At 74.9% G+C, this 19,338-nt stretch carries 9 protein-coding genes and 1 riboswitch; all 9 genes read right to left on the bottom strand.

Annotation, left to right across the window (positions count from 1 at the left end; genetic code table 11):
• Positions 1-51: 51 nt before the first annotated feature.
• Positions 52-276, bottom strand: a riboswitch (cobalamin riboswitch).
• Positions 277-451: 175 nt separating this feature from the next.
• Positions 452-1,267, bottom strand: coding sequence for an alpha/beta fold hydrolase (locus ABT122_RS25520; protein ID WP_351556703.1), 816 nt, complete (start codon positions 1,265-1,267; stop codon positions 452-454).
• Entirely contained in the window at positions 1,264-5,925 is a 4,662-nt protein-coding gene (locus ABT122_RS25515; protein ID WP_351556700.1) for a non-ribosomal peptide synthetase, read from the bottom strand. The genes ABT122_RS25520 and ABT122_RS25515 overlap by 4 nt, the downstream gene beginning before the upstream one ends.
• Positions 5,926-6,022: 97 nt before the next feature.
• The gene (locus ABT122_RS25510; RefSeq protein WP_351556697.1) at positions 6,023-6,250 is read right to left on the bottom strand and encodes an MbtH family protein; all 228 of its coding nucleotides are present in this window, start codon (positions 6,248-6,250) and stop codon (positions 6,023-6,025) included.
• A 103-nt stretch (positions 6,251-6,353) separates the two neighbouring features.
• Positions 6,354-8,090, bottom strand: a complete 1,737-nt coding sequence (locus ABT122_RS25505) for an ABC transporter ATP-binding protein (protein ID WP_351556694.1) — start codon at positions 8,088-8,090, stop codon at positions 6,354-6,356.
• Positions 8,087-10,087 carry an ABC transporter ATP-binding protein gene (locus ABT122_RS25500; protein ID WP_351556691.1) on the bottom strand — a complete coding sequence of 667 codons (2,001 nt, stop codon included), beginning with the start codon at positions 10,085-10,087 and terminating at the stop codon, positions 8,087-8,089. Before ABT122_RS25500 ends, ABT122_RS25505 begins: the two co-directional genes overlap by 4 nt.
• Positions 10,084-11,283 (bottom strand): MFS transporter, encoded by a 1,200-nt coding sequence (locus ABT122_RS25495; RefSeq protein ID WP_351556688.1) that lies wholly within the window; start codon positions 11,281-11,283, stop codon positions 10,084-10,086. The genes ABT122_RS25500 and ABT122_RS25495 overlap by 4 nt, the downstream gene beginning before the upstream one ends.
• 101 nt (positions 11,284-11,384) lie before the next feature.
• Positions 11,385-12,404, bottom strand: a complete 1,020-nt coding sequence (locus ABT122_RS25490) for an ABC transporter substrate-binding protein (protein WP_351556685.1) — start codon at positions 12,402-12,404, stop codon at positions 11,385-11,387.
• A gap of 34 nt (positions 12,405-12,438) precedes the next feature.
• Entirely contained in the window at positions 12,439-13,275 is an 837-nt protein-coding gene (locus ABT122_RS25485; protein ID WP_351556682.1) for an SDR family NAD(P)-dependent oxidoreductase, read from the bottom strand.
• A complete protein-coding gene (locus tag ABT122_RS25480) occupies positions 13,262-19,309 on the bottom strand; it encodes a non-ribosomal peptide synthetase (protein WP_351556679.1) in 6,048 nt (2,015 codons plus the stop codon). Before ABT122_RS25480 ends, ABT122_RS25485 begins: the two co-directional genes overlap by 14 nt.
• Positions 19,310-19,338: the final 29 nt, after the last annotated feature.

Genomic DNA, 19,338 nt, shown 5'->3' with positions numbered 1-19,338 from the left:
TCTGGTCGCCGACCCGCCCACGAGGTCACCGGGATGGCCGCGCCGGCGGGGGCCGTGCGCGGACAGCGGGCAGGTCTTCGGACTCGCGGGCGCGTCCGCCGGTCTCCCGGTGGACACCTACTGGCCGTCGCTTCCCAGAACCGTTTCCCGGCTCCAGTGCTCATGACGGCGGTCGTTCCCGCTCACCGCTGCGGGGCAGTCCCGGATTCCCACCGGGTTCCCTCTTGCGACGCGCCTGCCTGGCGGGCAGGGCGAACCAGCTGCGTCCGTCAGCCTAGAGGGATCGTCCGGGTTCGGACAGTACCGCTCACATCCCGGACCGTGACATGGGACACGGGCGGCTCCCCCGGCTCATGGGCCGGGCCCTGTCCGGCGCGGTGTGCGAGGACAGGGCCCGGTCCGGCGGGGCGGAGATGCGGCGGTCCGGGGACCCCGGCGCCTCCCGGCCGGCTCAGGCTCCGGTGAGGAACTCCACCAGGAGCCGGTTCACCTCGGCGGGCCGCTCCAGATAGCCGAAGTGCCCGGCGCCGGCCACGGTCTCCGAGCGGGCGCCCGGAATGGCGTCGGCCATCTCCTGGCCCAGATGCGGCGGGGAGAGCCGGTCGTCGGCGAAGGAGACCACCAGGGTCGGCGCGGTGATGGCGGCGAACGCGGAGACGCTCGGCGGGAATCCGGTGAGCGCGGCGACGAACTGCTCCCGGACTCCGGCCGACGGGGTGGCCGGTGCCATGGCGAGGATGGCGAGCCAGTCCTCGGCCTCGATCTCGTCCCGCAGGCTGGCGGGCGAGAGATTGGCCAGCGCGCCCAGCGCGGCCCGCACCTCCTCGGGGAGGGCCACGCGGTGGTCGTGCAGGGCGATCTGGGCCTGCGAGAAGACCGAGAGCGCCGCGTCCGTGCGGCCCCGGGTCGCCAGCAGGGCCAGCCGGTCGACCAGGTCGGGCCGGGTCAGCGCCAGTTGCTGGGCGGTCCGGGCGCCGAGCGAGGTGCCCACCACATGGGCGGGTCCCCCGGCCACCTTCTCGACCAGGCCGGCCAGGTCGTCGGTGAGGTCGTCCAGGGTGAAGCCCTCGGGGCAGGGGGAGCTGCCGCCCACGCCCCGGGGGTCGAAGACGATCACGCGCAGCCCGGCCGCGACCAGCGCGGGCACCTGGTGGGGGCGCCACACCCGGCCCGGCGAGCCGGCGCCCATGACGAGGACGACCGGGTCCCCGCCGCCGAACTCCTCGTACGCGAGGGTGATGCCACCGATCTCGATGGTCCGGGTCACGCGCCTGTCCTCTCGTTGCCCTCGACCGCCGCGGCGAGCGCCGTGAGCGCCGTGAGCCACAGGGCGGCCAGTTCCTGGATGTCCCCCGGGTCGCAGACACCGGGGTCGTACCGCCAGAGCGCCTCCACCACCGGGCCCCCGGGACCGGGGTGGACGGCGCAGATCAGCTCCAGCGGATACGGCTGGGCCGCGTCCGGTTCGCTGTCCTGCGGGAAGACCTCCCGCACCGCGTCGTCGACGACCAGCGTCCACGGGCGGCCCGGGTCGTCGCCGACGACCTGGTCGAGCCGGCCCAGATAGCTGAAGAACACCTCGGCACGCGCCGCGGCCGGCTCGCCGAGCAGACCGTGGTCGAACCCGCCGTGCGGCACCGCCGCCAGCTCCCCGCCCACCTTCTCCAGCAGGGCGAGCGCCGCCCCCCGGTCGTCCAGCGCCCCCTGGGGGGTGAGCCGGGGACCGGCCGTGCCCGTGTCGAGGGCGACGGGGTGGAAGACGTTGAACCAGCCCACGGTCCGCGAGGTGTCCACGGGTCCGCCGGCGGCTTCGAGGAAGGGGCCGACCAGGTCGTCCCGTCTGCCGTGTCCCTCCCGGACCACGGTGACCCCGCTGTCCGGCGGGTGCCCGTGACGCGCCCGCCAGCCGGCCTCCGCCAGGGCCACGGCCGTGAGCAGCGCGTTCTCGGGTGTGGTGCGCGCGGAGCGGATCAGCGCGCCGGTGGTGGCGGCGTCGGCCGTCACCCGGTGCGACACCAGCCGTCCCCGGGTGTGCACCGCGGGGTCGGCGGTCCGGCGGGCGATCCTCGGCGCCCGCTCGCTCTCCCGTGCCACGGCGCGCCAGTGGTCCAGCTGGGCGCGCGGCTCGGGCCCTTCGGCCCGGGCGGCCAGCGCCCGGGACCACTGGGCCATGGTGGTGCCCTCGGCGAGCGGAGGGGTGCCGGGGGACGCGTGGGCGGCGGCGAGGTCCTCCAGCAGGACGTGCCAGGAGACGATGTCGACCACCGCGTGGTGCACGGCGAGGAAGAGCCGGGCCGTCCCGGTCCGCGTCTCCCGCAGGAGGGCGCCCACCATCATCGCGCCGTTGTCCGGGTCGAGCCGCTCCCAGACGCGGTGGGCGCTCTCCAGGACCGCCCGGGAGGTCAGCCGCGGACACTCCTCCACGACCAGCACGGCGGGCACCGCGTCCGGCCCGGCCGGGACCAGGGCGAGCCGGCCGTCCGGTTCGCGCACGGTGCGGGCGGTGAGCTGCGGATGGGCGGCGCGCACCCGTTCCACCACCCGGTGGGCCTCGGCATCGGTGATGCCCCGGGGCAGCGAGATCAGCTGTGACTGGGCGAAGCGCCGGTAGGTGCCCAGGCGCCGCATCCACTCCAGCGCGGGGGTCCGCACCCGGGTCTCCCCGGCCTCCTCGCCGGCCGCCGTGCCCCCGGACGGACCGGGCGCGCCGGCGATCGCGCGGGCGACCTCGGCGGGGGTGCGGTGGACGGCGATCGTCCGGGGGGTGCAGTGCATCCCGGCGCGGCGCAGCTCGCCCACGAGCGTGATGGTGGCGATGCTGTCCATCCCCCGGTGGAACATGTCGTCGTCGACGCCGAGGTGCGGCTCGTCCAGCAGGGCGCGGGCCGCCCGGAGCACCGTCTCCTCCGCGGCGGTCGCCGGCGGGCGGGACGCGCCGGAGGACTCCCCGCTCCCCGTGGGGCGCGGCAGGGCGCGCAGATCCGCCTTGCCGTTGACGGTCAGCGGGATGGCGTCCAGCTCCACCCAGCGGGCCGGCACCATGTAGTGCGGAATGCGCCCGGCCAGGTCCTCCCTCAGTTCCACCGGGTCGAGCCGGCGGCCGGCGGAGCGCACCTGCTCGGTGGCGACCACATAGGCGACCAGGACGCGTCCCCCCGCTCCCGGCTGGGCCACCACGACCGCGCGGGCCACATCGGAGCGGGTCTCCAGCGCGGCCACGATCTCGGCGAGTTCGATCCGGTAGCCGCGGATCTTCACCTGGTCGTCGGCCCGGCCGAGGAAGACCAGCCGGCCCGCCGCGTTGCGCCGGACCACGTCGCCGGTGCGGTAGAGCCGCTCCCCGGTGACCGGGTCGGGGACGAACCGTTCGGCGGTGAGGGCGGGCCGTGCCTGGTAGCCGCGCGCCACCTGGAGCCCGCCGAGGTACAGCTCCCCGCGGACCCCGACCGGCACGGGCCGCAGGTCCGGGCCGAGCACCTGGGCCGTCGACCCGGGCGCCGCGCTGCCGATCTGCGGCTCCTCGCCGGCGACCACGAGCGCGTTGACGGCCTCCACGGTGATCTCGGTCGGGCCGTAGAAGTTGTGCACCCGGGTGCCCTTGAGCCCGGCCAGGACATCCCAGGCGCTGCGGGGTATGTCCTCGCCACCGAGGGCCAGGATGGTCAGCGGGCAGCGGTCGCCCTCGATCAGTCCCGCCTCGGCGAGCCGGCCCAGCATGGACGGCGAGGTGTCCAGCATGTCCACCCGGTCGTCCCGGACCCTGCGCACCAGCCGGTACGGGTCGCGCTGGTCCTCCTCGTCGAGCAGGACGACGGTGTGGCCGCCGAGCAGGGCGAGCTGCGGCTGCCAGCTGGCGTCGAACGCGAACGACCAGCCGTGGCCGACCCGCAGCACCCGCTCGCCGTCGCCGGTGACGGGGGCCCAGATCTCCCGCCGGTGCGCCTCCAGAAGGGCCAGCAGGCCCCGGTGGGTGGCGATGACGCCCTTCGGCTCCCCGGTGGAGCCGGAGGTGAAGACGGTGTGCACCGCCTGGTCGGCCGCGGTGGTGCCGGCCGGCCGGCGGGTCCCGGCCCCGTCGTCGCCGGCGGCGGGGGCCTCACCGGTCGCGCAGCGCTCGCCCCGCCACCAGTCCTGGTCCCCGGGCTCGGCGATGAGTACCCGGGCGCCGGCCAGTTCGGCGATGGTGGTGTTGCGCTCCCTCGGCGCGGAGAGATCGAGCGGTACGAGGGTGCCGCCGGCCTTCAGCACGGCGAGCAGGGCCGCGAAGAACGCGCGCGTCCGGGGCAGCGCGACCGCGACCCGGGTCTCCGGTCCGACGCCGAGGGCGCGGAGCCGGTGGGCGACGGTGTTCGCCCAGCGGTCCAGGGTCCCGTAGTCGAGTTCCCCGGCGGCGTCGACGACGGCGGTGCGCCGGGGGTGCCGGTCGGCGGCCCGCTCGAAGAGCCGGTGCACCCCGTGGTCGGCCGGTCCGGCCGGCCGGCCGGTGCCGTCCGCCGGCGCGGTGTCCCCGCCGGACAGGGCCCTCAGCTCCGCCGCCTCGTGGGGCAGCAGGGCGTCCAGGCCGAGGTGGGTGCGCCCGGGGTCGCGGGCGATCTCCTGGACCAGGCGCAGGAACCGCTCGGCGAGCCGCCCCGCGTCCAGGCCGCCGAGCAGGGCGTCGACATGGTCCACATTGACGTACAGCCGTCCGTCGAGCAGGAACGGGACCACCGTCAGCGGGTAGTGGGTGTAGCTGTCCATGAGGACGGGCGACATCGTCACGCCGTCGCCGAGGTCCAGGGTCTCCCGGGCCGTTCCCTTCGGCGTGTTGTGGAAGATCATCATGGTGTCGAAGAGGTCGCCCGCGCCGGCCTCCCGCTGGATCTCGCCGAGCCCCACATACCCGTGGGCGCGCTGCTCGGCGGCGTCCCGCTGCACACGCCGGCAGAGCGCGTCGAGCGGCTCGTCCGCACGCAGTTCGATCCGTGCGGGGACGGTGTTGATGAACAGGCCGATGGACGACTCGATGCCCGGGACCTCCTCCGGGCGCCCGGAGACCGTCACCCCGAAGGTGGTGTCCTCCCGGCCCGTCAGCCGGTGCAGCAGCACCGCCCAGGCGACCTGGGCGACGGTGTTCAGCGTGAGGTTGAGCGAGCGGACCCGGGCGAGCAGCGCGTCGAGCGCCGGCCCCTCCAGGGAGCGCATGGTCAGCCGGGGCAGCGGGGCGGCGCCCGGGGGCGCCGTGCTCGCGACCACGGTGGGTTCGTCCACCCCGGCGAGCATCTCCCGCCAGCGGCGCAGCGACCCCTGCCGGTCCTGCCGCTGGAGCCAGCCGATGTACTCGGGGTAGGCGGGCGAGGGCTCGACCGGCCCGGGGCCGTCCTCCTCGTACCGGTCGGCCAGCTCCCGCCAGAACAGGGGCACCGACCAGCCGTCGACGACGATGTGGTGGAAGACGACCAGCAGCCGGTGGTGACCGGGTCCCAGCGCGGCCAGGGTGGCGCGCAGCGGGGGCCCCTCGGCCAGGTCGAAGGGCTCGTACTGCGCGGTGCGCACATACGCCTGGAAGTCCTCGGGGGTCGACTCCATCTCCCGCCAGGGGAAGTCCGCGGTGGCCGGGACCAGTTGCACGGGGTGCGGCAGCCCCTCGTCCCAGAACCGGGCGAGGAGGTGGGGGTGGCGGGCCAGCACCGCGGTGAGGGCGCGCCGCAGCCGCCCGGGGTCGAGCGGTCCGTGGAAGTCGGTCAGGACGGCGATGGCGTAGATGTCCGCCGCGCCGTCCGGTTCCGCCCCCGGCTCCGGCTCCGGTGCCCGCCGGGGCTCCCCGGGGGTTCCCGGTGGGCTCTGCGGTGTGCTGTGGAGCATCCTGTTGAGCGAATACAGCCCCCGTTGGAGGGGGCCCAGTGCCAGGACGTGGGCGATGTCCTGCTTGCCTCTGGGGGCCACCGGGTGTTCCTCACCTCTCGCTGACGATCGGTCGTTCATGTGCGGGTACGCGTCTCTCGGTGCGGGCCGGCCGCGGTGGGGCGGCCGGCCCGGGCGGTCAGTGGGCCGAGGCGTCCGCGGCCATGGCCTCGCGCAGGCTCAGCGGGCGCATGTCGGTCCAGTTCTCCTCGATGTACTGGACGACCTCGGCGCGCGAGGCCTCGCCGAACACGGAGCGCCAGCCGGGCGGGATCTCGCGGAAGGCGGGCCACAGGGCGTACTGCTCCTCGGCGTTGACCACCGCGTGGAACCGGCCGTTCTCGTCGTCGAAGGGGTTGGTGGACATGGTGTGTTCTCCCTGGGTGAGGTGGGTGCGGGGGTGTGCGGGGCCGGGGGCCGGCCGGTCGGTGGGGCTGGTGGGGGCAGTGGGGTCGGTGGGGTCAACGGGGTCAGCGGGGGGTGAGCCTCCAGGAGTCCGCCTGTTCGCGGAGCCGGACGAAGCGGCGGTAGGTGCCGTCGAGTTCCAGCAGTTCGGTGTGGGTGCCCGACTCGGTCACCCGTCCGCCGTCCAGGACGATGACGCGGTCGGCGCCGCGCACGGTCTGGAGGCGGTGCGCGACGACGAGGACCGTGCGGTCCTCGGCCAGTCGCGCGATGGCCTGCTGAACCAGCCGCTCGTTCTCCGCGTCGAGCGAGGAGGTCACCTCGTCGAGCAGCACGATCGGGGCGTCCTTCAGCAGGGCGCGGGCGATCGACACGCGCTGCTTCTCGCCGCCAGAGAGGGTGGAGCCGCCCTCGCCGACCCGGGTCCCCCAGCCGTCGGGCAGCCGGCCGACGATCTCGTCGACCCGGGCCAGCCGGGCGACCCGCTCCAGCTCCTCCCGGCTCGCGCCGGGCCGGGCCAGCAGGATGTTGTTCTCGATGGTGTCCTCGAAGAGGTACGGGTCCTGCGAGACCAGGGAGATCTGGCGCATCAGCGCCTCGGTGCCCAGTTCGCGGATGTCCCGGCCGCCGACCAGCACCGCGCCGTCGCCGGGCGCGAGGTCGTGGAACCGGGCGATCAGGGAGAGGACCGTGGACTTGCCCGCCCCGGAGGGTCCGACCAGCGCGGTCAGTGTGCCGGGGGCGGCGCTGAAGGAGAGCGGGCCGAGGACCGGGCGGCCGGGCTCGTATCCGAAGGTCACCTCGCGGAACTCGACCGTCGGCGCGCCCGCCTCGGCGGCCTCGGCGGGCTCCGGCAGCGGCTCCACGGCCAGCAGGTCCCGGAACCGGCGCATCCCGACCGCCGCGATCCGCAGTCCGCCGGCGATCTCCGCGACGGCGGTGAGCGGCTCCACGAACCGCACCGCGAGCACCATCACGGCCAGCAGCACCGCGAGGTCCGCGCCGCCCCCGAGGGCGAGGTGCACCACCAGGGCGAGGACGGCGGTGAGCACCGCCTGGAGGGCGAGGAAGAGCGGCGCGCTGGCGGCGGAGTTGCCGAGCACCATCCGGCGTGCCTGGGCGTCCTGTTCGGCGAAGGCGTCGGCCAGCGGGCTGCCGTCCTCCAGGGTGCGGCCGCAGGCACGCAGCACCGGCTGCTGGGTGGCGTACTCCAGGACGTGCGCGGAGGCCCGGTTGGTCCCGGCCTCCCAGTCGCCCTCGACGCGCTCGATCACCCGCAGGTAGAGCCGGTAGGCGAGGAGCGGCAGGGGCGCGCCGGCCAGCAGCGCGAGGCCGATCTCCCAGCGCACGGCGAGGGTGACGGCGATGATCGTGGCGGGTGTCACGAACGCGGTGACGACCGGGGCGATCAGATGCGCGGGCGCGGTGGCCACATCGAGGGCCGTCTTGGTCGCCAGCCGGTTGACGCTCGCGGAACGGCCCGCGCCGAACCAGCCGAGCGGGATGGCGGTCAGGGTCTCGCCGAGCCGGGTGTGGAGCAGCCGCAGCAGCCGGCTGGACAGCTCGCCGGAGCGGGAGTGGTTGTGGAGGATCAGCAGATGGTGGACGAGGACGAGTCCCGCGAGGACTCCCGCCCAGGTCCAGGTGCGCTCCCAGTCCTCCTCGAACACGGCGCTGAGCAGCGGGATCAGGGTGCAGCCGGCGAGGGCCTGGAGGACGGCGGCGGCGGTGATCCGCGCCAGCAGCGCGCGGAGCCGGCGGCGTCCGGTGTCGTCGAGCAGGGTGTGCAGATCGCGGATCATCGTGGTGCGGGTCCTTCCCGGCGGTCGCTGCGGTCGTCGTGGCCGGGTTCCGGCACGGGGCCGGCACCGGACTCCGGCGCGGGCTCGCGCGCGGGGCCCGCCGGCGGGCGGGGAGCGGCGCCGGGGGCGGCGGGCCCGGTGCCGGACGCGCTCGCCTCCCCGCCGTTGTGGGCCGCCCAGAGCGCCGGGTAGAGGCCGCCGCCGCTCAGCAGTTCGTCATGGGTGCCCCGCGCCGCGATCCGGCCGCCGTCGAGGACGACGATCGTGTCGGCGTGGCGGACGGTGTGCAGCCGGTGCGCCACCACCAGCACCGTCCGGTCGGCGGCCAGGGCGTTCAGCGCCCGCTGGATGACGGCCTCGCTGTCGGGGTCGACGGCCGAGGTCGCCTCGTCGAGGATGAGGACGGGCCGGTCGGCCAGGATCGCCCGGGCGATGGCGACGCGCTGGCACTCGCCGCCCGAGAGGGTGGCGTCCGTGCCGATGACCGAGTCGAGCCCCTCGGGCAGCCGTTCGATCACATCCGCGATGTGCGCGGCGCGGGCGGCGCGCATGACCTCCTCGTCGGTGGCGTCGGGCCGGGCGAGGCGGATGTTGTCGCGCAGGGACACCCGCAGCGGGGTGGTGTCCTGGAACACGAAGCCGACGTGCCGGTACAGCTCGGCGAAGGGCAGCCGGCGCAGATCGGTGCCGTCGACGGTGACCCGGCCGGACACCGGGTCGTGGAAGCGCGCCAGCAGCTTGGCGAGGGTCGACTTGCCGGAGCCGGACGGGCCGACCAGGGCGGTCATGGTGCCCGGCGCGAGGGTGAGATCGATGCCGCGCAGCGCGGCGGTCTCGCCGTAGGAGAAGTCGACCGACTCGAACCGGATCGTGGAGCCGGAGGCGGAGAGCCCCGGCCCGTGCGCCACCGAGGGCAGCTCGGGCTCGGCGAGGATCTGCCGGACCCGGTCGGCCGCGCCCCGGGCGGCCAGCAGCGCGTGGTAGTTGAAGCCCACCGCCAGCACGGGCGCGGGGATGGCGAGCCCGAGGACGATGAACGGCAGCAGCTCCAGCGGCCCGTCGAGCAGGCCGGCCCTCAGCAGCCCCGCGCCCGCCACGACCGTGGTCAGCAGCAGGGTCATCGGGGACAGGGCCAGCTCCATGAAGGTGGCGCCCGCCGAACTCGACCGCATCCACGCGTAGTGCTTGCCGTCGAAGTCCTCCGCGGCCTCCCGGTAGGCCCGGTGGGCGCGCCCGATGGTGCCGAACGACTTGACCTCGGTGATGCCGTCGACGAAGCCCACGGTCACCGAGCCGAGACGGCCGAGGGACCCGGCGTACTCCACCATCTTCTCGGTGGTGCCACGGGTGGCGATCCTCAGCCCGAGCATGCCCGCCGCGACCGGCAGCAGGGTGACGAGGGTCATCAGCGGGTCGGTCAGCAGCAGATAGCCGACGATGGTGAGGGGGACCACGACGGCCGTGGTCAGTTCGGTGACCGAGTGCGCCACCAGGTGGTGCAGAGCGCCGACGTCGTCCTGGACGGCCTTCTTCACCAGGCCCGAGTTGCGCTCGGTGAACCAGCCCAGCGGCACCCGGCCGAGCCGGCGCACCACCGAGCGGCGGACCGAGGCGCCGAGGGCCACGTCCGCGAGGTGGGAGAGGGTCGACGCGGCGAGCATCAGGACCAGCCGGAGCGCCAGCGCGCCGGCCGCGATCCCGGCCCAGCCCCAGGCCGCGCCCTCGTCCACGGCGCCGCCGCTCACTCCGGGCAGCAGCACACCGGCCAGCTCCACCAGGGCGATCAGCGGCACGACCCCGGCGAACGCGGCGACGGCCGCGAGCGCGGCACTGCCGGCGAGCGCGGCGCGCACCGGGCGCAGCAGCGCGCCCAGGGTGGCGGGCGCGTCGGCGGGCGGCCGGGGTGGCGCGGGAAGGTCGTCCCCCGGGCGGGCGGCGGGCGTGCCGGGGCCGTCCCCGGTGGCGCGGGTGTCGGGTTCGGTGGTGGCCGGGGTCACTGGGGCGCTCCTTGTTCCTGTTCGGCGCCGCGCGACGCGGCGGTGGGGTTCGGCGGGCGGAACGCGAGGGTGATGAGACCCAGCGCGAGGACGGAGGTGACGGCGGTGGCGACCGGGAGCCAGCCGGCGCCGGCCTCGGCGACGATGACCCCGCCCAGCGCCCCGCCGAGCGCGATGCCGAGGTAGCCGAAGCTGGTGTTGAGGGCCAGGGCCTGGGCGGTGAGATCGCCGGCGACCTGGTGCAGCCGGGTCTGGACGGCGGGCGAGCTGAGATGGGCCAGGGCACCCCACAGGGCCACCAGCGGCAGGAAGACCCAGAGGGACACGGGACGCAGCCACCACAGGGCCGCCAGCGCGAGCACCACGGCGATGAAGGAGCCGAGCCCCAGCCGGATGGTGCGGTCGGCGCCGAGCCGGTCGGTGGCGTATCCGCCGGCGAGGACTCCGGCGGTGCCGGCGATGCCGAGGACCGAGAAGACCAGGCTCCGCACGCCGTCGCCCGCGGTCAGCACACCCTCCAGATAGGGCACGAGATACGTCAGCAGCATGATCGAGCCCATGATGGCGAGCGCGCCGCCGGTGAGGGCGAGGGAGATGGGCCGGGCGGAGAGCGAGCGGATCTGCTGCCGCAGCGGCAGCGGGACCGACGGCTCGGTCGCGGGCAGGAAGAGCGCGACGAGCACCAGGCTCACCACGCCCAGGACCGCCATCGCGCCGAAGGTGGACTGCCAGTTGAGGCTGGTGCCGATCCAGCTGCCCAGCGGCACCCCGAAGGCGATGGAGCCGGTGACCCCGATGGCCAGGACCGAGAGATACCGGCCCCGGCGCTCCGGGGGAGCCAGTTCGGCGGTGCTCGCGAAGATCAGCGGGGTCGCCGCCGCGGCGGCCAGGGCGGCGACGATCCGCAGCCCCACCATCACGGCGTACGAGTCGACGGCGGTGGCGCAGAGATTGGCCGCGGTGAAGACGGCCAGGGCGCTCAGCACCACCGCGCGCCGGGCGACATGGGACAGCAGGAGTCCTGCCAGGGGGGTGACGATCGCGATGGTCAGCGAGAACACCGTGACGAGCTGACCGGCGACGGCCTCGGAGACCGAGAGCCCTTCGGCCAGCTCGGGGAGTATCCCCGCGATCACATGATCGTCCGTGTAGAACGTGAATATCGACAGGAACAGCGCGATGAGCCACATCGGCATCGCGGTTCCTTTCCCCTCTGCCACCACTTCTCCTGACCGGTCATGGGTTGGTCTCGACGGGCCGCGGTGCCCCGGCACGTGCCGGGGCACCGTGGCGGGAACTACTTCCTGGTCTCGGACAGATACGTCTGCCAGACCTTCTGGACGGTCTTCCGCGACGCCAGTTCGCCCTGGCCGGAGGCGAGGGTGTTCAGGTCGTTGGCGGACGCGTAGAAGGCGAAGCCGGACATGCCGTACCAGACGTCGGCGTCCGGGATGACGACCTTGCCCGTGAGCTTCTTGAAGGGTGCCTTCTTCTGGAGGGCGGCCGGGTCGTAGTAGGCGCCCTTGGGGATGACGATCAGCTCGGCGTCCTGCTCGGGCAGGAACTCCGAGGAGAGCGGCACCGAGTACCCCTTCACCTCGCGCCGCTGGAACTCGGGCCGGGTGAACCCGGCCTCCTCGATGAGGGTGGAGATGGGCACGTGCGGCGGCATGGTGAAGTCGTTCTGCCCGAAGGAGTTGCCGAGCAGGGAGAGCGTCTGGTCGCCCTTCGCGGCCTTGTTGGTCTCCGCCGGCTTCTTCAGCAGCGCCTCGGTCGCCGCGATCTGCCGCTTGCCGGTCTCCTCCTGGCCGAAGTAGCCCGCCGTCTCGGTGACGATGTCGCGCCAGGTGCCCTCGATGGGCAGCACGACCGTCGGCGCCAGCTTGACGAGCTTCTTGTAGCCGACTCCGGCGGGCCCGGCCGCCCCGGTGCCGACCAGCAGATCGGGTCCGTCGGCGGTGAGCTTCTCCATGGAGGGGACGGTTCCGACGGTGATGTCGCGCAGTTCGACGCCCTCGGCCTCAAGGATCTCCTGGGCGCGCGGCTGGGCGCTCGCCTTGTAGACGACCTTGGGCTTGATGCCGAGCGAGACGAGGGTGAGCCCGGCGACCTCGTCGAGCGCGACCACGGACTTGGGCGCGGTCGGCACGTTCAGGGTGCCGAGCGCGTGGGTGACGGAGCGGGTCGTCTTCCCGGCGGGGGCCTTCTCCCCGCCGGAACCGCCGTCCGACCCGTCCTTCTCCGACGATGTTCCGCAGCCGCCGAGGAGCAGCGGCGCCACCAGGGCCGCTGCGACAAGGACACGACGCTTTCTCATGGTTCTTCTTCTTTCGCTGTTTCTTCTTCTTGTCCTACGCTCGCGCGCCGGCGTTACCGAGCATTCGGTTCACCTGCTGGGCGAGCGCCCTCGGCAACCGGGAGACCGTGGCGATGAACACCTTGTTGCGCATCCCGGGGAGCGAGAACGTCTTTCCTCTGCGGATGTCCGCGAGGCACCGGTCGACCACGTCGTGGGGCTCCAGCCACCAGCCGTCGCCGACCGTGCGCACGTCGATACCGGCCCGTGCGTGGAATTCGGTGCGGACGAATCCCGGGGCCAGGACCACGACCCGGGTATTGGTGCCGCGCAGGGCATGGCTGAGCCCCTGCGAGAAGTAGAGAATCCATGCCTTGGAGGCGGCATAGGTCGATCCGCGCCCCGGCACGAGTCCGGTGATGGAGGAGAGGTTGACCACCGTTCCCCCGTCGCCCGCGAGCATCGTGGCGACGGCGGCGTGGGTGAACTCCTGGGTGCCGGCGACATTCACGGCGAGCTGGTCGTCCAGCTCGGCGCGGTCCACGGACCAGAAGGCGCCGGAGACCCCGAACCCGGCGGCGTTCACCAGGAAGTGCACGCCCTCCTCGATCCGGGCCGTGACGGTCCCCCGGCCGGCGGCGGACGCCAGATCGGCGGGGAGCACCTCGCAGCGGACCCCGTACCGCCCGGTCACCCGGTCCGCCACGGCTGTGAGCCGGTCCTGGTCGCGGGCGACCAGGACGAGGGAGTACCCGCGCCGGGCGAGCCGGTCCGCGAAGGCGGCGCCCAGGCCCGAGCTGGCGCCGGTGATCAGGGCGGTGCGGCCGGTGCCCGGGCCGGTGCCCCGGACACACGGCTCCGGCCGCCCGGCGGCGCGTTCACTCCCGGTCATCGCCCTCACCCTCCAGATAGGCGTCGAGATCGTCCTCGCTCAACTCGGTGACCTCGCGGTACATCGCGGCGATCTCCTCCAGCCGGGCGCCGTCCGCGCCGGTGCCGCGGAGCAGGGCCGCGAACTCGGCGGCGCTGCGGGTGGAGAAGACACCCCCGGGTCTGATCCGGGCCCCCGGGAGGATCTCCCGCAGGTCCAGCACCACCCGGGAGACGAACAGGGAATCGCCGCCCAGCAGGAAGAAGTTGTCATCGGGCAGCACCCGCTCCACCTCCAGAGCGCGTGCCCACACCTCGCAGACCAGCCACTCCAGCGCGTTCGCGGGTACGGTCCGGTCCGCGCGCTCCCCGCCGTCGCCGTCGTCGCCGGGGCCGCCGGCGTGCTCGCTCTCGTACGCGCGCAGCAGCGCGGCCCGGTCCACCTTGCCGTTGCGGCTGGTGGGCAGGGTGTCGACGGCGATCAGGCGGTGGGGGCGCAGCGCGGGGGCGAGCCCGGTCATGGCCCGTTCCCGCACCGCCCGGGGGTCGGTGCCGTGGTCGAGGACCACGAAGGCCACGAGTGCGCGCACCGTGCCGTGGCCGGGTCCGGGCACCGGGAGGACCGCCGATCGGCGCACTCCGGGGAGGCCGTTGAGGAAGGCGGTCACCTCGCCGGGCTCCACCCGGTGGCCGCGGATCTGCACCTGGTCGTCGGCGCGGCCGATGAACTCGATGAGCCCGTCGCGGTACCGCCCGAGGTCGCCGGTGCGGAAGAACACCTCACCGGTGTCCGGGTCCGTGTGGTGGCGGTCCCGGGAGATGCGGCCGGCGGTGAGATAGCCGGGTGTCACCCCGACCCCGGAGACGACCAGTTCCCCGGTGGCCCACGCGGGCCGGTCCCGGAAGTCGCCGTCCACCACCCGGTAGCGGGTGGCGGGGATGGGCCGGCCGTACGGGACGGTCGCCCAGTCGGCGCCGACGGCGTCCGGGCCGTCGGTCTCGTGGACGATGTTCCAGCCGGTGGTCTCGGTGGGGCCGCCGATGCTCACGGGCTCGACCCCGGGGGCGGCCGACCGCAGCCGGTCGAGCAGCGGCAGCGGGACCCAGTCGCCGCCGGTGAGCACCCGGCGCAGCGACGGCAGCGCGGACGGTCCCGGGGCGCCGTCGAGCAGCATCTCCACCACGGCCGGCGCGGCGCACACGGCGGTGACGGAGTGCCGGACGACCGCGTCCGCCCACTCCTGGGCGTCGGCCGCCGCTCCGCGCCCGGCGACGACGACCGTGCCGCCCGCGCCGAGCATCACGAACAGGTCGAACAGCGACAGATCGTGGTGGAGCGAGGCCACGGCCAGCGAGGTGTCCGCCTCGGTGAGACCGAAGCGCTCGATGGTGTGGTCCACACAGTTGGCGAGACCGTCCAGGGTGATCGGCACCCCCTTGGGCTCGCCGGTGGAGCCGGAGGTGAAGAGCACGTAGGCCCACGCGGAGCCGGGCCGGCCGGACGGGCCGCCGGGCCAGGCGGCGCGCCAGGAGTCGTCGGCCGCCGCCGGTTGTGCCGGGGTGACGACGGCCACTCCGGGCAGGTCCTCGTCCGGGACGAGCGCCCGGCTGGTCCCGTCGGTGACCACCACGCGTACGCCCGCGTGGCGCAGCACGGTGGCGATGCGCTCCGGCGGGGCCTCGGGGTCGAGCGGCAGATACGGCCGGCCGGCCTCCAGCACGCCGAGACAGGCCGCGTACTGCCGCGGGCCGCGCGCCGTCAGGACCGCGACGGGCCGGTCGGTCTCGCCCGTCGGGGGGATCTCGTCGGTCTCGCGGGTCTCGCGGGTCTCGCCGGTGGGGCCGGTGGGGCCGGCGAGCGCGTCCGTCACGGCCAGCGCGACCGCGCGGGCGGCCGCCGCCAGCTCGCCCCGGGTCACGGTCCGTCCGCCGTCCACCAGGGCGGGGGCGCCGGGGTCGCGGAGGGCGTGCTCCCGGATCACCGTGTGCGGCGGGGCGCCCGGCGCGGTGCGCCCGGGGCCGGTGCCGCGCTCCCGGGCCACGGCCGGGGAGACCGCGGCCACCGGGGGCTCGGACCAGCGGGACCCGGAGTCGCCGAGGGCCTCCAACTGGCTCACGAGCAGCCGGAACACCCCGTCCACCAGGGTCCTCGGGAACAGCTCCTCCACCACGTCCCAGTTGAGCACCAGGGCCCCGGCGCGCTCCCGCAGCAGCAGGTCCATCCACACCTGGGGGGTCTGGCTGAGCGCGTAGGTCTCGCGCAGCCGCCCGTCGAAGATCTCGTCCACGCCGTCGCCGACACCGAGTTCGCTGGTCATCACCACGGGCGCGAGCGCCTCGGTGACACCGCCGTTGCGGCGGATCAGCTCCCGGGTGACGTCCATCCCGCTGAAGTGGCGGTGGTCCAGATCGCTGAGCAGCCGCCGCTGAACGCGCGCGGCCAGCCCCTCGAAGGAGCCGGTGCCGCCGGTGTCCACCTCCAGCAGGGTGAAGGAGGCGCACTCGCCGACGATGGAGTCGACCCCGGGGTGGACCGGGTGGCGGCTCATGCTCGGCACATTGAGCAGGAACCGGGGCGCGTCCGACCACTGGGCGAGGGCCCAGGCGTAGGCGCCGAGCACGACGGCCGTGGGGGTGAGTCCCCGCTGCGCGGCGTCCGCGCAGATCCGGGCCCAGCGCTCGGGCGCGAGGGTGTGGCGCCGGTTGACGAAGACCGGCGCGGCCACCGTCGCGGGGTCCCGGACCAGCGGCAGCCGGGGCCCGGCGGGCAGGGTGTCGATCCTGCCCCGCCAGTAGTCGGCCGCCCGCCGGAACTCGGGCTGCTCGCGCAGCCGGCCCACCGCCGCCACATAGTCGCGGAAGGTGGGGGCGCCGGGGGCGGGGACCAGTTCGCCGCGGAGCGCGGCGGACCAGTCGTCGAAGATCACCTGGATGCCCCGGGCGTCCGCGAGCAGCGCGTCGATGCTGACGCACATCCGCAGCACGCCCTCGGGCAGCCGCACGAACACCACGTTGAACAGCGGGAAGACACCCGGGGGCCGGCTCTCGTGGGAGAGCCGGTCGCGGACGGCCGGCGCGGCGCCGGGATCGGCCACCGCGTCGACGACCTCGCAGACGTACGGCGGTACGTCAGCGGCGGGCAGCACGCGCTGGGTCATGGTCTGTTCGTCGAAGACCGTCCGGAGCGTGTCGTGCCGGTCGATCAACTGCCGCAGCGCGTCCTGGACCTCCTCGATCCGGATGCCGGAGTCCGCGCGGCCGGAGCCCGGGGCCGCCTCCGCGCCCTCGTACTCCAGATAGAGGTGGCAGGCCACCCCGCCGCCCTCGATGTCGCCGCCGCGCCCGACGAGATACGCCTGCTGCTGGTCGAGGAGGTCGAAGGGCTCGTACCGCTGGTCCGGCCGGGGCCGCAGGGCCGGCTCGGTGTCCGGGGCGGCGGGGACCGCGACCCGGGCGGCGACCCGGGCCGCGAGCGCGTCGAAGCGGGGGTGCTCGGCGACATCGGGCACGTTCAGCCGGATGCCGAGCCGGCGCCGCACCGCCGACACCACCTGGATCGCGGTGAGGGAACTCCCCCCGACCTGGAAGAAGTCGTCCTCGTCGGCGACCTCGGCGACCCCGAGGACCTCCGTCCAGATGGCGGCCAGCTCGGCCCGCGGGCCGGTCCTCCGCACGCCGGGCGCCCGGGTGGCGGCGGTGGTGTGCTCGGGGAGGGCGGCCTTGTCCACCTTGCCGCTGGGGGTCAGCGGCAGGGCGTCCAGCAGGACCACCGAGGCCGGCACCATGTAGTCGGGGAGCGTCTCGCCGAGGCGCTCGCGCAGCCGGGCGGGGAGCGAGCCGTCGGCGGTGCGCGGCACCACATAGGCGACGAGGACATTGGCGCCGGAGGAGTCGCGCCGGGTGACCGTCGTCGCGTTGGCGACCTCCCGCTCGTCCAGCAGCCGGGCGGTGATCTCGTCCGGCTCGACCCGGTGGCCCCGGATCTTCGTCTGCGCGTCGCCGCGCGTCACATAGGCGAGCCCGCCGTCCGGGAGCAGCCGCACCCGGTCGCCCGTCCGGTACATCCGGGCGCCCGGCGCGCCGAAGGGGTCGGCGACATAGCGCTCGGACGTCAGCCCGGGGCGCCGCAGATAGCCCCGGGAGAGCTGGGTGGCCGCCGCGTACAGCTCGCCGACCCCGCCGGGCTCCACCGGGCGCAGCCGCTCGTCGAGAACGTACGCCCGGCAGGTGTCCAGGAGCGGTCCGAGGGCGACCGGGCCCTTGGCGTGGCCCCGGCCGCGCCGGGGCAGCGGGAGGGCCGTGATGACATGGGTCTCGGTGGGCCCGTAGTGGTTGTGCAGGGTGGTGCGCGGGTGCCGGTCGAGGAAGCGGCCGATCCAGTCGTTCATCACCAGCGGTTCGCCGGACTGGTAGACATGGCGCAGCTCCGGCAGGACGGTGCCGGTCTCGGCCGACGCCCGGCACATCTCCTGGAGCATCACCTGCGGGCAGAAGAACTCGGTGACCCGCTGCCGGGCCATCAGCGCGACCAGCGCCTCGGGGTCGGTGCGCTCCTCGTCGCGCGGGAGGACCAGGCACTTGCCGGCGGCCAGCGCGGTGAGGATCTCCTGGCTGGCGACGTCGAAGTTCAGGCTCGCGAACTGGAGGACGCGCGGGTCGCTCTCGGCGGTGGCGGTACGGGTGTGCCAGTCCACCAGGTTGCCGATGGCGCCGACCGTGTGCACGACGGCCTTGGGGGTGCCGGTGGAGCCGGAGGTGTAGAGGACGTACAGCGCGTCGTCGGGGCCGGCGGGGGCCCACTCCGGGTCGCCCGGCAGTCCGTCCGCGTCGGCGATGTCGATGGCCCGGATGGTCTCCGCGTCCGCGTAGGGCGCGAGGGTGCCGGCGTCGCCGATGACCGTGTCCACACCGGAGTCGGCGGCCATGAAGGCCAGCCGGGCGCGCGGGTAGGCGATGTCCAGCGGCAGATAGGCGCCGCCCACGCGCAGCACCGCGACCATCGCGGCGATGGCGTCGACGGAGCGGGGCAGGGCGATGCCGACCGTGCTGCCCCGGCCGCACCCGTGCTTGCGCAGCAGTTCGGCGACGGCGGCGGAGCGCTCGTCCAGGGTCCGGTAGTCGACAGAGGTCTCCCCGGCGAGCACCGCGGGCGCGGCCGGGGCGTGGGCGAACCGGTGGGCGACGCGCTCGGGCAGCGGGATGGACGCGGGTGCGGGGGCGCGCTCGCCCCGGGTCAGCCGGTCCGTGAACCGCTCCAGGTCCGCCGGGTCGATGGACCGCACATCGTGGTCGACCACGGCGACCCCGTCGGCGCGCCGCTCGACCGCCAGCGGGTAGGCGTGTCTCGGGTCCTCGCTGTGCTCGGTGATCCGGACCTCGGTGCCGGGTCCCGCGGCACCGGCCGGGAGGTCCCGCACCCAGGCCCGGTCGAGGAGCAGGGAGCCGCCCGACGGGTCCGGGACCGGGGGCTCCGGGTCGCCGCCCAGGAGGACGCGGACCTCTCCCGGGGTCACCGACGGCATCAGCGACCGCAGCCAGTGCGCCACCTCCGGCTCCGGCACCGCCGCCGACAGCGTCACCTCGACGCTGCGGCGGAGGGGGTAGCGGAGGGCCCCGGCCGTGGAGGTGTCCGGCGCGCCGGAGGAGCGGGACGGCCCGCCGGCGGAGCGGGACGGCCCGTCGGCGGACGCCACCCGGGCGCACAGCTCCCGAGCGATCCCGTGGGGGAGGGCCGCCCGGCCCGGGCCGCGCGGGGCCGCCACCGAGACGAGGTGCAGCTCGCCCCGGCCGTCGGCGGGTTCGGGCAGCCGCGCCACCCGCAGGGTCCAGCCGCCGTCGCCGGCGAGGACGCCGTGCCACTGCGCTGCCTGGACCTCGCGGAACGCGGCGAGCGCCGCCGCCTCGCCGAGGCCGGTGAGATCCACCGCGTCGGCGGTGCCGGGCGCGCCGTCCCGGCCGGGGGGTTCATGACGGACGAGCCCTGCCGCCTCCACCCATCGGTGTGCGGGTACGGCACCCCGCACCCGCAGCACGATATGGGCCACTGGAGTCCCCATGCTCAGACCGCCTCCGTACGATTCCGTGA

Origin of the sequence: Streptomyces sp. NPDC001985 (genome assembly GCF_040296845.1) — a bacterium.
In the GTDB taxonomy this organism is placed as follows: domain Bacteria; phylum Actinomycetota; class Actinomycetes; order Streptomycetales; family Streptomycetaceae; genus Streptomyces.
The sequence above is the reverse complement of the archived record's forward strand: the minus strand, read 5'-3'. Positions and strand labels throughout refer to the sequence as shown.

Bases quoted from the DNA above. Each gene is read 5' to 3' on its own strand.
- ABT122_RS25510 (WP_351556697.1), bottom strand. From the start codon at position 6,250: ATGTCCACCAACCCCTTCGACGACGAGAACGGCCGGTTCCACGCGGTG.
- ABT122_RS25480 (WP_351556679.1), bottom strand. From the start codon at position 19,309: ATGGGGACTCCAGTGGCCCATATCGTGCTGCGGGTGCGGGGTGCCGTA.
- ABT122_RS25495 (WP_351556688.1), bottom strand. From the start codon at position 11,283: ATGCCGATGTGGCTCATCGCGCTGTTCCTGTCGATATTCACGTTCTAC.
- ABT122_RS25505 (WP_351556694.1), bottom strand. From the start codon at position 8,090: ATGATCCGCGATCTGCACACCCTGCTCGACGACACCGGACGCCGCCGG.
- ABT122_RS25485 (WP_351556682.1), bottom strand. From the start codon at position 13,275: ATGACCGGGAGTGAACGCGCCGCCGGGCGGCCGGAGCCGTGTGTCCGG.
- ABT122_RS25490 (WP_351556685.1), bottom strand. From the start codon at position 12,404: ATGAGAAAGCGTCGTGTCCTTGTCGCAGCGGCCCTGGTGGCGCCGCTG.